Source organism: Pelosinus baikalensis, from assembly GCF_020819555.1.
GTDB classification, from domain to species: Bacteria; Bacillota; Negativicutes; order DSM-13327; family DSM-13327; genus Pelosinus; species Pelosinus baikalensis.
The window spans coordinates 20,149-34,028 of record NZ_JAJHJB010000002.1; the positions used below are offsets into that span (position 1 = coordinate 20,149).

General features: G+C 41.9%; 18 protein-coding genes. 2 read left to right on the plus strand and 16 right to left on the minus strand.

What is annotated here, in order from left to right; all coding sequences use genetic code 11:
• Positions 1 to 65 precede the first annotated feature (65 nt).
• The 9 genes from csrA to LMF89_RS01575 form a co-directional block, all read right to left on the minus strand.
• Positions 66 to 311, minus strand: a complete 246-nt coding sequence (csrA, locus tag LMF89_RS01535) for a carbon storage regulator CsrA (RefSeq protein WP_229533574.1) — start codon at positions 309 to 311, stop codon at positions 66 to 68.
• 4 nt (positions 312 to 315) lie between these two features.
• On the minus strand, positions 316 to 708 hold the full coding sequence (gene fliW, locus LMF89_RS01540) for a flagellar assembly protein FliW (protein ID WP_229533575.1): 393 nt from the start codon (positions 706 to 708) through the stop codon (positions 316 to 318).
• A 14-nt stretch (positions 709 to 722) separates the two neighbouring features.
• A complete protein-coding gene (locus LMF89_RS01545) occupies positions 723 to 1,262 on the minus strand; it encodes a DUF6470 family protein (protein WP_229533576.1) in 540 nt (179 codons plus the stop codon).
• Positions 1,263 to 1,311: 49 nt separating this feature from the next.
• Positions 1,312 to 2,274: a flagellar hook-associated protein FlgL gene (gene flgL, locus LMF89_RS01550; RefSeq protein ID WP_229533577.1), complete on the minus strand. Its 963-nt coding sequence runs from the start codon at positions 2,272 to 2,274 to the stop codon at positions 1,312 to 1,314.
• 30 nt (positions 2,275 to 2,304) lie between these two features.
• Complete coding sequence (gene flgK / locus LMF89_RS01555; RefSeq protein ID WP_229533578.1) at positions 2,305 to 3,780, minus strand: flagellar hook-associated protein FlgK; 1,476 nt, start codon at positions 3,778 to 3,780, stop codon at positions 2,305 to 2,307.
• A gap of 14 nt (positions 3,781 to 3,794) precedes the next feature.
• On the minus strand, positions 3,795 to 4,319 hold the full coding sequence (gene flgN / locus LMF89_RS01560; RefSeq protein WP_229533579.1) for a flagellar export chaperone FlgN: 525 nt from the start codon (positions 4,317 to 4,319) through the stop codon (positions 3,795 to 3,797).
• A complete protein-coding gene (locus LMF89_RS01565) occupies positions 4,303 to 4,800 on the minus strand; it encodes a flagellar protein FlgN (RefSeq protein WP_229533580.1) in 498 nt (165 codons plus the stop codon). The genes flgN and LMF89_RS01565 overlap by 17 nt, the downstream gene beginning before the upstream one ends.
• Before the next feature lie 11 nt (positions 4,801 to 4,811).
• Positions 4,812 to 5,111 carry a flagellar biosynthesis anti-sigma factor FlgM gene (flgM, locus tag LMF89_RS01570; protein ID WP_229533581.1) on the minus strand — a complete coding sequence of 100 codons (300 nt, stop codon included), beginning with the start codon at positions 5,109 to 5,111 and terminating at the stop codon, positions 4,812 to 4,814.
• A gap of 105 nt (positions 5,112 to 5,216) precedes the next feature.
• A complete protein-coding gene (locus LMF89_RS01575; RefSeq protein WP_229533582.1) occupies positions 5,217 to 5,618 on the minus strand; it encodes a flagellar protein in 402 nt (133 codons plus the stop codon).
• Between the two features lie 204 nt (positions 5,619 to 5,822).
• Between LMF89_RS01575 and LMF89_RS01580 the strand changes: the two genes are divergently transcribed.
• The gene (locus LMF89_RS01580; RefSeq protein WP_229533583.1) at positions 5,823 to 6,416 is read left to right on the plus strand and encodes an HD-GYP domain-containing protein; all 594 of its coding nucleotides are present in this window, start codon (positions 5,823 to 5,825) and stop codon (positions 6,414 to 6,416) included.
• Positions 6,417 to 6,607: 191 nt separating this feature from the next.
• Here the strand turns inward: LMF89_RS01580 and LMF89_RS01585 are convergent, their stop codons facing one another.
• The 3 genes from LMF89_RS01585 to recD2 all read right to left on the minus strand — a co-directional run bounded on the left by LMF89_RS01585 (position 6,608) and on the right by recD2 (position 10,153).
• The gene (locus LMF89_RS01585) at positions 6,608 to 7,270 is read right to left on the minus strand and encodes a ComF family protein (protein WP_229533584.1); all 663 of its coding nucleotides are present in this window, start codon (positions 7,268 to 7,270) and stop codon (positions 6,608 to 6,610) included.
• 85 nt (positions 7,271 to 7,355) lie between these two features.
• On the minus strand, positions 7,356 to 7,769 hold the full coding sequence (locus tag LMF89_RS01590; RefSeq protein ID WP_229533585.1) for an endonuclease domain-containing protein: 414 nt from the start codon (positions 7,767 to 7,769) through the stop codon (positions 7,356 to 7,358).
• 227 nt (positions 7,770 to 7,996) lie between these two features.
• Positions 7,997 to 10,153, minus strand: coding sequence for an SF1B family DNA helicase RecD2 (recD2, locus tag LMF89_RS01595; protein ID WP_229533586.1), 2,157 nt, complete (start codon positions 10,151 to 10,153; stop codon positions 7,997 to 7,999).
• Between the two features lie 173 nt (positions 10,154 to 10,326).
• On the opposite strand from recD2, the gene LMF89_RS01600 reads away from it, so the two are divergent.
• Positions 10,327 to 10,575, plus strand: coding sequence for a TIGR03905 family TSCPD domain-containing protein (locus LMF89_RS01600; RefSeq protein ID WP_229533587.1), 249 nt, complete (start codon positions 10,327 to 10,329; stop codon positions 10,573 to 10,575).
• Positions 10,576 to 10,721: 146 nt separating this feature from the next.
• On the opposite strand, the gene LMF89_RS01605 is transcribed toward LMF89_RS01600, so the two are convergent.
• The 4 genes from LMF89_RS01605 to LMF89_RS01620 form a co-directional block, all read right to left on the minus strand.
• Positions 10,722 to 10,934: a DUF2922 domain-containing protein gene (locus LMF89_RS01605; protein WP_229533588.1), complete on the minus strand. Its 213-nt coding sequence runs from the start codon at positions 10,932 to 10,934 to the stop codon at positions 10,722 to 10,724.
• Between the two features lie 39 nt (positions 10,935 to 10,973).
• Entirely contained in the window at positions 10,974 to 11,198 is a 225-nt protein-coding gene (locus LMF89_RS01610; RefSeq protein WP_229533589.1) for a DUF1659 domain-containing protein, read from the minus strand.
• 5 nt (positions 11,199 to 11,203) lie between these two features.
• A complete protein-coding gene (locus LMF89_RS01615; protein WP_229533590.1) occupies positions 11,204 to 11,785 on the minus strand; it encodes an RNA polymerase sigma factor in 582 nt (193 codons plus the stop codon).
• A gap of 144 nt (positions 11,786 to 11,929) precedes the next feature.
• On the minus strand, positions 11,930 to 13,825 hold the full coding sequence (locus LMF89_RS01620) for an ABC transporter ATP-binding protein (protein ID WP_229533591.1): 1,896 nt from the start codon (positions 13,823 to 13,825) through the stop codon (positions 11,930 to 11,932).
• Positions 13,826 to 13,880 lie beyond the last annotated feature (55 nt).

Below are 13,880 nucleotides of genomic sequence, written 5' to 3' on the forward strand. Positions count from 1 at the left end.
TTTTTTTATTAATTTTATCATTTTTCCTTTCTTTTTCTCATTTAATCAGCTTATATCTACCTATTTCACTCTTTTTCATCTTTTTTCGGCATTTTTTTTAGTAGCGACAGTACATCTACGTTTTGCACCGTCAAAGCAGCCTGAGCATTGGAGTCTCGAACAGCCTCATATAATTCTTGTCGTAAGATAGACACATTCCGTGGTGCTGTAATTCCCAAACGAACTTGATCTCCCTGTACATCTACAATGGTTACCAGTATATCATTACCGATGCGCAATGTTTCATTTTTTTTGCGGGTTAAAATTAACATATCATTAACCCCCTGCCGTTTTTGCAGACATCAACTTGTATTGTGCCGTATATTTTTTATCTGAAACTAATGTTTGGAATCCAATACCAGCATTTTGATCCACTATAATAGGTCCCATCAGATTTGCAGTAATATTCTCAGGAATTGCCGCTACGTTTACTGTTACAAAAACGTCTAACTGTTCTTTTGCTCCTATTTGTCCTATTTCAGACTCCATTAGTTCAAAGTCATAGTCGGGTATAAACCAAAATGGATTGGTAATCACCAATCCAAAATGCTCATCTTCTAAACTTTGGAGTAACCAGAACTGATTCTGATCCGGCAGCTCTGAAAGTATAAAATCATGATAATTTTCCAAGCCGATTAATCCTTTGGGAAAGTGTATTTTTTTATCCATAATTTACCCTCCGGTTATGTTCTAATATCAATTGACGGTTCACGTTCCATGTAAATATCCACTTTGCCCCAAGTAAAGTTATTGGTGATCGTACCTTCCTTTACTGTAGCATCGATGCGAGCAGAAGTGTAAGTTCCTTTTATGGTTCCTAACTTTGCAGTAATGTCGGGTCCTACTGACGGAGAAAGACCAATCACCACCTGCTTTTCACGAGGTTTACTGGCCGCCGCAATAATTTGTCCAATGGAGCCACTATGAGGATCCTCCATTTGATGCATCACAGATACCCGCTGTTCAATTCCCTGGACACAAGCTTGTTTTGCCTCTTCGGCAAGAGAATTCCCGAAGGAATACACCCCTTGTAGTCCCATGCTATCAAAAGAGGCCCTAGAATCAATGAAGATTTCAGGAGGTTCAATTGTTAAATCGAGATTGACAGGTGTTGTTTTCATTTCAATATCCGGTGCGGTGATTTTCAAATTTATATTCGGCTGAGTAATATTTAGCCCTAGTTGTCCCGATACCTGATGAATTTGAATTTCGATTGGTCTCAAGGTTGTATTGCCCTCCTTCATCTTATTCTCACTGCAGCTATATTCTCAATTATAAGTAATCAGCCAAGGACTTTGGTAATACATTAGCCCCAACTGACAGCAGTGTATTATAAGCATTCTGAGCTAATTGCGATTCAATACTTGCCTTAGCTACGTTGAAACCATCGTTATTGGTAGCATCCGTCGCAATGGTCGTAGCATCCACTACTAAACGCGTTGAAATCGTTTGATAAGATTTTTGCCTTGCTCCAATTGTCGTCTGTCCAGATATAATATAATCCATATCTGCATCAATCGTTCCTAAATCGCTTGACAAAGTATCTGCTGTAACACCATTCGCACCCGTTTGAATATCTTCTAAATGCTTCTTAATAGTTAATAAGTCTTGAAATATTTTAGGGGACCCTGTCACTGTATCGATTGCACCAAATACCTCTGATCCATCTAAATTAATTTTATCACGAGATGTATTAACATCTCCTGGAACAATTTGCATCGTTATCGTTCCAGCAGTAGCTACGCCACTCTGTCCATTATAAGTGCCATTATACGTCACCACTCCAGTAGTCTCATCTCGGGTAAAAGGTTCAACACTATCGCTTTGCCCGCTAAAAACATAACGACCACCAACTTGAGCATTTCCAGCTAACACTAGTTCATTTATCATCTGATCAATTTGCTTTGCAATGGCATCATAGGAACTGGTAGGATTTGCCGAAATAGCACTGGATACTGCAGTCTTTATATTGGTCATAGTCGTTACGATCCCTGATAAATTGGTATCGCTCGTTTTCATCCAGGAAATTGCATCATTTGCATTTTGTGTAAATAGTTCATTTGCACTGGCAGCAGCCGTAAATTGAAGACTACGTGCTGCCCCTACTGGATTATCGGAAGGCCGATTGATATTTTTGGATGCAGCGATTTTCTCTTGTATATCGCTCATGCGTGATAAGCTTGTCTGATAACCTGATAGGAATTGAGTACTCATCATATTATTGGTAACGCGCATTCACTTTCACTCCTTTGTGATTACAATTCTTTATCTTATATTAATCAGAGAATCCAACATCGAATCCATGGTTGCCAGCATTTTGGCACATGCACCATAGGCTTGCTGGAATTTGATCATATTTGACAATTCTTCATCCATGCTGACTCCTGATATGGATTCTCGGGTAGTTGCCACCGAATCAAAAATAACCGTTTGATTGATAGTCATATTTTTAGCTTGCTGCGTCTGCACCCCCACTGTACTAACCATAGAAGCATAGTAACTGGAAAGACTATTCACCCCTAATGCTGCTGACGCTGTAGAAGGATCATCAACTAGCCAATTTTTTAATGCCGTCGCGTTAGTGCCATCGGCAGTTCCCGCAGCGTCTGTACCAGCAGCGGCAATGAGATTGACACCATTCGTTTCATAAAACTTTTCATTGACCTTAAGAATACTAAGCCAGCTTGCTGGAGACGCCATTGTAGTGGGATCTTGAGTTGAATCGGTATAATCAACGCCTGTCACGCCAAAAAAATTATCTGCTGCTGTCAAATCTTTCGTTTGACCTTGTTTATGCTGCGTATTAAAATCTTGCAAGAGTGACTGAGCCAAGTTGTCCAAATCCGCTAAATATCCATTAATGGTCGTATCCCTAAGATCCATTAAACTAGCAATAGAGCCATTCTTAAAATTTACATTTACAGTACCATTAAGGGTTGTGACTTTCGTTGTATCGTAACCATAAGGAGTATTCTTTTCATGTTCAACCGTTAAATCGGTAGCATGGTCTCCTTGTACTAAGGAAACTCCCCCAGAAATAATCACCGTATAAGAGCCATTTTTTTCTTCTGATACATTTACCTCTGTCAAAGTAGATAATTCATCAACCAGTTTATCCCTTTGGTCACGCAAATCATTTGCCGTAGCACCAGTAGCCTCTTGGCTAACAATCTGCTTATTTAAAGCAGCAATTTGCTTAGATAAACTATTCACTTGGGTAATCTGCGTATCAATACGACTTGATGCATCATTTGCCTGAGATACAAGATTGTTGCCGCTTGTCTGTAATGTTTCCACCAATGCACCAGCAGCCTCACGAGCAGCCGTACGAGCACTGTCTTCACTAGCATTGCTAGCCAGTGTACCTAAAGCTGTGTGGAACAACTCAATTGCATTTTGAATACCAGTATTCTGGGTATCATTAAAAACACTCTCAACCTTTGCCAGAACATCGCCTTGAGTCGACCAATAGTTTTTCGTGGAATTTTTCTGCCAGTATTGGGTATCCACCAAAAAATCCCGCGCTCTGGTAATGGATGCTGTAGTGACTCCAGTACCCGCCATGGACATTCCATTTGCTGTATAAATTTGCTGTGGAGTAGTAGTGACCAAATTCACCGTTTGCCGTGAATATCCTGTAGTACTAGCGTTAGCTACGTTATGTCCCGTCGTATTTTGGGAAAGCTGCTGCGCTGACATTCCCAGAGTCATTATATTTAAACCGCCAAAAGTAGATGCCATTCTCATTCTCCTATCTAAACAATTTTATTAAAAATGCTATGATTACTCCCAAAGCTATTATTACCGCCATATTCCGGTACTGTACTCACTTTGAAAAGAACATTTCGCTTATGGTTTTCTAATTTTAAAAAGTTGTGCAATACGATGGAATTCGCCTCTTGCATTATGCTCATTTCTTTTACTAGCTGTCGCAATTCTTGGGATAAAGCAATCCCTCGACTCCTTCTCGGTTCTTCTAACAAGGAAATCAACTGATTAAAAGATGTGTGAGAAGGATCAATCATGCCTTGCAAAGCGATCCTGCGTTCTTCTAAAGCTGTAATGACTGTCACTATTTCCTCTTCTTGTTGCGCAATCATCTGTAAATCAGCAAGGTTACCTGCTGCTAGTACACGTTGTTTATCACCATTGGATACCTTCAAGCTAGTATAAATCGCAATCAATTGTTCTAATATATCTAATAATTCATCAACCAAATCATATTTTTCTTGCAATATCATAACCGTCAGCCTTTCTTTTTCATTATGCTTTACTGTCAAATAAAGACTTATTCGGGGGAGAAAAGGAAGCCTTTTCATTGGGATGATAGGTGGGACCAACAGCACTTTGTGCTAACAAATTAAGACTATAGTTTACAATCAACAATCCTTGTTCAACAAGCTGTTTATTTACATCATTCACTTCAGCTATTTTAAAAAGGATAGAAGCAAGCTCTTGTTCAACATTTTTTAAATTCCCTATCTCCTCTTGGTCAGCCATTTGAACAAGTTCTGACAAAGCGATCTTCGTATCTGTAATACCATATATAGCAGCAAGTTCCTTAATAATACTTTTACGTATTTTGTCAAGCCTCGTTACTTCAAAGCATAAATTTTCTTCCTGTTTCATAATCGTTTCTAATCCAGGTACATTACGTTGTACCAGTACTTCGCGTTTTTGAAGGCATAGTTCGAATATCGCTTGGTACATTATGAGCATTTTCTCAAGAACAGCAGTAAGCTTTCCCCATTTATCCTTCACTATATTCTCCTTTACAGCAGATCATCTACAAGTATGCGTCCAATCATTTTATCCGCAATATCCTTTGAATCCACCTGATACGTACCCGCTTGAATTTTTTTCGACAACTCTTGTACCCTCTCTGGTCTTACGTCAGATATAGTAATCGCACGCTGCAGCACCTGACCAAATTCTTGTACTCCTGATGATAATATCACCTGATCTTTTCCTTTAGCAGGTTGCACTTTCTCGGTCTTCGTATTTTTCCCCGCATTATTTTGCTCACCATATACTTTTAGCACACTCTGAATTTGTTTGTTTGAAATAATCATCCTATTTGCACCTCACAATCTACACAAAAAAATCCTTCACTAATAGTATCGATAAAAATGGCCGGGACATTAATCCCTGCCATAAATTTTTTTATTTTTTTCTCATTACTTCTTAGGCTCATCTTTCGTATACATCCGCAGACCAGTACGCTGGCTGTCATAATTGTCTTTATCATGCCACACTTCTTTGACTTGTTTTGTAAAGCTGCTGCCGCATTTTGCACAGATACGCCCTTCATAAATAGGCACCCCGCACATATCACAAGGATAGCTAATCAGGCTGACGCCATCCACCAACAATCTACCACTTTTTATCATACGCAATATGATTTTTTCCTTAACGCCCGTCGCGTTATGAATTGTTTCAACAGATGCTTTGCCATGTTCACGCAAATATTCACCAATCTGATGCTCATATAATTCTTCTTGAGCATAACATTCTGGACATAGACCACTGGGATTTTCCACATACAATTTACCACACTCTGAACAATTCTTAATACCCATTATAGTCCTCCTATTTTAAAAAGCAATTTAATCAGAAAATTACGATTCCATTATAACAATAATTTCGAACTAATTCTATCAAATCTTAACTTCTTTGATTGATTTTATAGTTTTTTAAATTTATCAGCAGGATTTTGTTGTTTTTTAGTCAAACATAGAATATAATTTGTATACTTTTAAAATGAAAGGCAGTTTGCCGTGGTTATGTTAACGCTTATGCAAGGTCCTGAATTTTATTCTGGCGATGACACCTTCGATAGCGTCATTGCCAGTCTATTGCAGCTCATTCAACTCAAAAATGCAAATTTATATTTACACAGCCAGCAGGTAGCAAATTACGCCGTCAGCGTCGCTGCTAAAATGCGTCTTCCCCGAGAGGAAATTGAGCGCATACGCCTGGCTGCTTTGCTGCATGATATTGGTCATCTTACCGTTCCCAATGCAGTCTTAGCAAAAGTTCCCTATCTCTCCACCCGTGAGATGACGGTATTTAAGAACCATTGTAATGCAGGAAGTGCCATGCTGGAGAATATTTCCCAATGTCAGGAGCACATTCCCTACATTCGCTATCATCACGAACGTTGGGATGGAAAAGGCTATCCAAAACGGCTAAAGGGAGTCAATATTCCTCTGGGAGCTCGTATCATTTCCGTAGTCAATTACTACGATCGCTTTATCAACCCCTGTACAGAGCATTGGAAGAAAACCAAAGAGGAGGCCGTCCGGGAACTGCAGAATATGTCAGGTACGGCTTTTGATCCTGAGATTGTAAAGGCGTTTATTGAATCGTTGGGATGAAACGAACACACCCCGTCGCTTCGCGCCACCCCTCTCTAGAGGGGATTTTTTTATTTCCCTCTTAATTAAGAAAAATACTCTCAAACGAAGTTGGGCCATCCTTTGCTTTGCTCCACCCTTCTTGAGATGATTACTTAATTCCCCTCTCGAGAGGGGTGCCCGCAGGTGGGGTGTGTTCGTCCTCCCACTTATCACCTTGCCCCGCTGGCTATCGCAAGTCCATGGACGGATGCTGCTCCGGATTTTTTTAAAACCCGGGCACATTCATCTAGGGTTATGCCAGTAGTTATAATATCATCTACCAACAATATATGTTTATCCTTCACCAATAAAGGGCGCGTAATGACAAACGCGCCCTTTATATTTTCTTTTCGCTTTGCCAGAGTCAGCTCCCATTGGGGAATGGTATGCCTGTCGCGTACTAATAGTTCTGGCATCCACTGTAGGTTTTTTTTCTTTGACCATTCCTTAAAGATAACCTCTGTCTGATTGTAGCCCCTCTCTCGCAGACGATCAGTGTGTAATGGCACAGGGATTACAAACTCAATCGTTGGAAATATATGTGCCAGTTTACTGTTGGTTAATAGCCAATTTAGATGAATCCCATACTTCTTTTGCTGGCGAAATTTCATATCGTGAATAATCCGCTTTAGACCTCCTGTATATTCGCATACCACGCAACAAGAGTCTAAGGATTTTAACCGATGCTCCAGAACATTAATTTCTCGAACCGCCAAAATGGCGGATAAGCAGGAAGAACACCATGCCCCATGCTCCTGCACCAAGGTTTTACAATAAGGGCACTTTGGAGGATAGAGGATATTCAAAAAGGTCTTCCAATAGCTACTAATCACACCACTGCAACCTCCTTATGCAATCATGAGAACGACGAACACACCCCGTCGCTGCGGCGCCCCCCCTCTCTAGAGGGGATTAAAACTATTCCCCTCTAGAGAGGGGTGCCCGCAGGCGGGGTGTGTTCGTTATCTCCCTCATACATACCCACATCTTAATAGCTTCTACTACACCTGCTAAATTTTTCTTTACATCACTATCATGAAACCTTAAGAAATGAACTCCTAATGACTCCAGCCTTTTTTGCCGTTGTATATCATAAGCAATCTTCTCATCATGGGTAACTCCGTCTATCTCAATTGCTAGCATTAATTCATGGCAAAAGAAGTCAACAATATAATTTTGAATTGGTTTTTGGCGGTGAAAGCTATAGTTCATTATTTGTTTACCCTTTAGTTGTTGCCAAAGCAATACTTCGGACAAAGTACTATTTTGACGAAGCTGTTTTGCTAGCTCCTTTAGTTTAGGATTGTATGAAATGATCTTTTCTTTAGACAAAACATTTCATCCCCTTATACTCTTTACTTGCAAGAAACGACGGACAAGACGAACACACCCCGTCGCTGCGCGCCACCCCTCTCTAGAGGGGATTTTTTAAAAAGCCATTTCTGATGGATTGTGTGCGTTTAGTGTTTCACTGATCCATTCTTTAAGAAGGTGATTAAAAACTATTCCCCTCTAGAGAGGGGTGCCCGCAGGCGGGGTGTGTCACTCTCCCTCATGCATTACAACTCGTCTCCCCGCAGGCGTTCTGCCAGGAGGGAATAGCGCCTTTTGGTGCGATCATTGGATAGGGCAGTGTTGAGGGCGGCTTTACTGCCTAGGAGGACCACTCTTTCTTTAGCTCTTGTTACAGCGGTATACAGCAAATTGCGCTGCAGCATAATGTGATGTCCTGAAATCAGAGGCATAATGACTACAGGATATTCGCTGCCCTGGCTTTTGTGTACACTCATGGCATAGGCAAGATGCAGTTCATCAATTTCTCCACGTTCATAGATCACATTCTGTTCTGGATAACGAACGGCTACTCTGCCGTTTTGAATACCTGTAATGAAGCCAATATCTCCGTTATATACCCCTTTGGTATAATTATTTTTCATCTGCATTATCTTATCGCCTTCCCGTAATACCTGATTGGCACCAGAGATAGATGCTTTTCCTTCTCTTTCTGGATTTAGTGCTTGTTGGAGCAGCTTATTTAAATTCTCCACACCGCACACCAAACGATGCATGGGCGCCAGTACTTGTACATCATAGGAAACATTAAAACCTTCTTTGGGAAGATGCTCATGGCACAAATCTACAATGGCGCCGGCCACAGCATCACTATCATTGATCTCAAGAAATTGAAAGTCCTTGCTGCTTTTAAAGTCAGGCAGCATCCCCCGATTAATCTGATGGGCATTCATAACGATCATACTTTCACCAGCCTGGCGGAAGACCTCTGTTAAACGCACCACGGGCACAGTCGTTGAGCGGATAATGTCTTTCAGTACAGATCCGGGACCAACCGCAGGCAGCTGGTCTACGTCACCTACTAAGATGACTCGGCAGCCATCTGGTATCGCCTGAAGAAAAGAATTCATCAACGAAATATCCATCATTGAAACTTCATCAATGATGACCACTTCTGCATCTAATGGCTCATTCTCATTACGCATAAATAAAGGTGCTCCCTCGACTCCCCCCGTGGATTCCAATAGCCGATGAACGGTCATTGCTTCTCGGTCCGTAGCCTCACTTAAGCGTTTTGCAGCCCGCCCAGTAGGTGCCCCTAAGAGCAGCTTAAAGCCTTGATTTTCTAAGACATCCAGCATACCCCGTACAACGGTAGTTTTACCCGTACCAGGTCCACCCGTTAAGACTAAAACGCCATGCAGTAACGATGATAATACAGCTTCACGCTGGGCGTCTGCCAAGGTGATTCCTGATTGCTTCTCCCAGTTATCAACAATAGCCGGTAAATCTTCATCAGGGGCTTGTTTGGCTCGATCTTTTAAACGCAATAATCGCTCCGCTACCCTTTTTTCTGCATAATATAAATGGCGGGGATAGATTAGAGTCATCCCATGAAAATCTTCTACACATAAACGACTCTCTTGAATTAATGAGGATACATGCCTGGCTACATCTACAGGATCAACCAGCAGTAACTTGGCAGCTTCCTGTACTAGAGTCTCTTCAGGTACACAGCAATGGCCTGCTTGGGAAATTTGCAGCAAAGCAAAATCAATCCCTGCAGTGATCCGTTCCTCATGATTGCGTTCTAAGCCCAAAGACATGGCAATTTGATCTGCCGTACGAAATCCAATGCCTTGCACTTCTTGCGCCAATCGATAAGGGTTTTCTTGTAATACACTAATTGCCAAAAATCCGTACTGGGTAAAAATCTTGCCTGCATAGGCGCCTGTTACCCCATTCATTTCCAGAAATAACATGACTTCATGCATTTCGGATTGCTGGGAGTAGGCATCATGAATCGCCTCAGCTTTCTTTTTGCCGATCCCTTCTATTTCTTGTAACCGCTTGGGCTTTTCTTCGATGATTTTCAACGTATCTAAGCCGAATTGCTTTACTAAACGTGCCGCCATGGCTGGACCAATACCTTTAATGGCACCTGAGGCCAAAAAACGTTCGATGCCTTTCACACTGGCTGGTGCCACTTTTTTAAAGCTGGCTACCTTAAATTGACGACCAAAACGGGCATGCTCCGCCCATTCTCCTGTTAGCTCCAGCTGTTCACCCACTAAAGGCACCAGCATGTTGCCGACCACAGCGACAGTGCCATTCTCATTGGCTGGCTTTAGCTTAAACACAACAAAACCATTATCGGTATTATGAAATATTATATTTTCTACGGTACCTTCTAAATGTTCCACAGCATTACTCCACTTTAAAATAATATCAATTACTTTTTTATTCGCAAGTTTCTGCCTAAATCCTGCCAAGAGAGGAAAATAAGATATTGTACGTTAGCGGGCTAGACAGCCATTGAAATTCAGTGTATCTTAGAGGAATGTACATCAAAGAAAAATACAAAGGGGTTTTTAATATGACTACTTATAATACAGCTGGCGTATGTGCCAAAGAAATAGATTTTGAATTGAAAGATGGATTTATAACCAATGTACGATTTAATGGCGGATGTCCTGGGAATCTGCAGGCTATAAGTGTATTAGTGGAGGGCATGCCCGCTGAAGAGGTTATCAAAAAACTAAAAGGCATTACCTGCGGACAAAAGACGACTTCCTGTACGGATCAATTGGTAAATGCAATATTGGAACAGATGAAGAAAAAGTAGGAACGACACACCCCGCCCTTGGGGCACCCCTCTCTAGAGGGGAATTGGGGACGATGAAAATTTGAACCACAAAGGCGCAAATTGCCGCAACAGCGGCATTGCGCCTTTGTGGTTCGTTTTTTATCCTTTAGAATCAGTTTCTCAGGTTATACCAATACTGCGCTATCCTTGCTATTGATGCGTGCTTCCACGATCTGGGACAAATCTCCGGTCTTGCTTTCAAAGACTTGTTTGGCGATAATGTCCTCCATGACCGTTTTCACTTCTGCCAGAGTCAGGTTTTCTTTCGGATCTGCAATGCTTAGCGTGACTTCTTTGCCACCTTCACTGCGAAAAACCATTTCCAATGTTTTTGCCATTGCCACTCACCTCCTTACTAACCAATTTCTCAAGATCAATTAAGCATTCACTAAATTGCCTTCGTCTTGTCTGCTAATGCCGACTACTACATGGGTTTGCAAATTAGCAATTGCTTGTGCTACTGCATACACATCTGCATCTGCAGCACTTACTTTCACATTCTTATAGCTTCTTTGACGCTGCACTGGCTGACCCTTGGCATTCACACCGTTTTCAATCGTGATTACCACTTTGCTGGTTTGCGGTACTTTGTTCACTGCCATTTTTCTCACCCCCTTTCACTGCTATACATTCCGGCACATAGGATCTTTAAACGTGCAAATCCTCGCTGCCGCAAATTATATACCGCTTGGGTGGTGACTCCCAGGGATGCTGCCATATTTGTTAATGTTTCCTGCCCGATTACTGTTTTTAAAATAACTTGCCGCTGTTTGTCGGGCAATGTTTCGATGGCACTCCTAAGTTCATGAGACAGCCACCGGTTTTCCACTTCTCCTGCTACATCCGCATTGTCAGGCAAGTAGGCAAAAGAATCGACCTCTTCACCCTCCTGACCCCCTTCCACTTGCTCCTCCTGCCAGATACGACGTTCCTTTTTAAACAAATTCCAAATCGCAAATTTAACCTTACTATTCACATATCCAGCAAAATGCACGCCGCTAGTTTCATCATAGGTCTTCACAGCTTGAACTACCGCTAACCAGCCTTGAGCTTCTGCCTCATCAGCAATCGGCCGTAAATGGGCCTGATGTGCATACTTCTTAACCAACCCGGTAAAACGAGTACATATTTCCTGAAACGCCTCTCTGTCACCCATTTGAGCATCTCTAACCAACTGATGTAATTCCATTTTTCTCACCTTATGGCGAGAAACCGGTTTCTCTTATATTAGCGCTGACTTCAATCTATCACTTTAATTGCAAACAAACAAAAGCCGACCTGCATGTCACTTGACACACAAGTCGGCCTTGAATGATATAAAAAAATACGTCTTCTATTCCTCTGTTAGCTCCACCCAGGCATCATACTTTTCAGCTAGAGCCTTTTGGGCTTTGCTGTATTCATCTGCCAATTGCTGACTGGCCTCTTGATCTTCGTGGCTGGCAGGATCGTTGAGACGATACTCTAAGGTTTTAATCTCTAATTCCAACATGGCAATTTCACCTTCCAGCTTCTGCTGGTTCTTTAAACTCTTGTCTTGATCTACCTTTCGCTGCCGCGGCCGCTCATTCTTTTTGACAATGGATTCCTGTTTGGTAATTGCCACTTGGGCTGTAGCGGCTTGTTTCTGCTGGATACATTTTTTCTCCCGATAGTAGCTATAGTTACCAGCATATTCCTCTAATTTCCCATCCGCCAATTCCACCATACAGTTTGCTACTTTATCCAGAAAATATCGATCATGAGATACTGTCAGAAAAGTACCGGGAAAGCTTAAGATTGCTTCTTCCACTGCTTCTTTTGCAGGTATATCCAAATGATTGGTCGGTTCATCCAAAATCAAGAAATTAGCTCCTGTTAGCATGAGCTTAAGCATTGCCAGTCTTGATTTCTCGCCGCCGCTCAATTCACCCACAATCTTAAAAACATCATCTCCCCGGAATAAAAAAGCTCCTAGATAATGTCTTGCCCGCTCTTCACTAAAGCCATATTCATGCATGATTTCATCAACAATTCGATTTTTCCCATTCAATCCTTCATGTTCCTGAGAAAAATAACCAACCTTCACCCTGCTGCCAAGCTTCACCCTGCCGCTAACGGGCGTCAATTCACCTGTCAGTAATTTCAATAATGTAGTTTTTCCTGCTCCATTGGGTCCCACTAAAGCCACGCCATCACCCTTACGAATCAAGAGGGATACTTTTTCAAAAATCTTCCGCTCCCCATAAGCAGCAGACGTCTCTTCCAGTTCAGCTACCCGCTCCGCACATTCACTGGGAGGATTAAAGCCGAAAAAGTCAAAACGGGCAATATTGGCAGGCAATACAATCCGTTCTAAGCGCTGCAGCTGTTTCTCCCGTCCTCTGGCTTGCTTGGACTTAATCCCAGCCTTATACATTCGAATGTATGCTTCTGTTTTCGTAATATGATCTTGCTGTTTGTCATAGGCATTTTCCAACGCCGCCATGTTTTCAGCTTTTTGCTGCATATAGGAAGTATAGTTGCCTTTATAAGCCGTCAAGGCTTTATTTTCTAACTCAATCACCCGATTGACCACTTTATCCAAGAAATAACGATCATGAGAAATGATGAGCACGCCCCCTGGATATCCGATAAGGAAATCTTCCAGCCACTCCACCATTCCTATATCCAAATGATTAGTAGGTTCATCCAAAAATAAAAAATCAGGCTGACGAATTAAAGCTCTTGCCAAACATATGCGAGTTTTTTGCCCGCCTGAAAAGGTCTCAATCCGCCTTGAGAAATCCTCCGTAGTAAAGCCTAAGCCAAAGGCAACGCGGCGAATATTGTTCTCATATTCATAGCCCCCGCCCCGCTCAAATTTATCTACTACTTTTGCATATTCTTTCATCAACCCATCTAGAGCACTTTCCTCCTTTGCGGCTGCAATCGCCTGCTCTAATTCATGCATTTTATCCTGGCAAGCCAGTATATCAGCGTAAGCAGAGCATAATTCTTCATATAGCGTTCCCTGATGCAAAGTAGAATCCTGCTGCACATAACCAATGTTCTCACCAATCGGTACTGCCACACGGCCACCATCAATGGCTTCCAGCCCTAGTAAGCAGCGCATGAGCGTCGTCTTACCTGTTCCATTGGCACCAATTAATCCAATGGTATCTCCCCGGTCTAACTCAAACGCCACATTGGTAAATAAGGTCTCAATACCAAAAGCTTTATGTAAACCTTCTACTCGTAATATTCCCATCGATCCACCTCAAACAAACCTCGCAAGGCTGTACTTATTCTTATAACATTATACC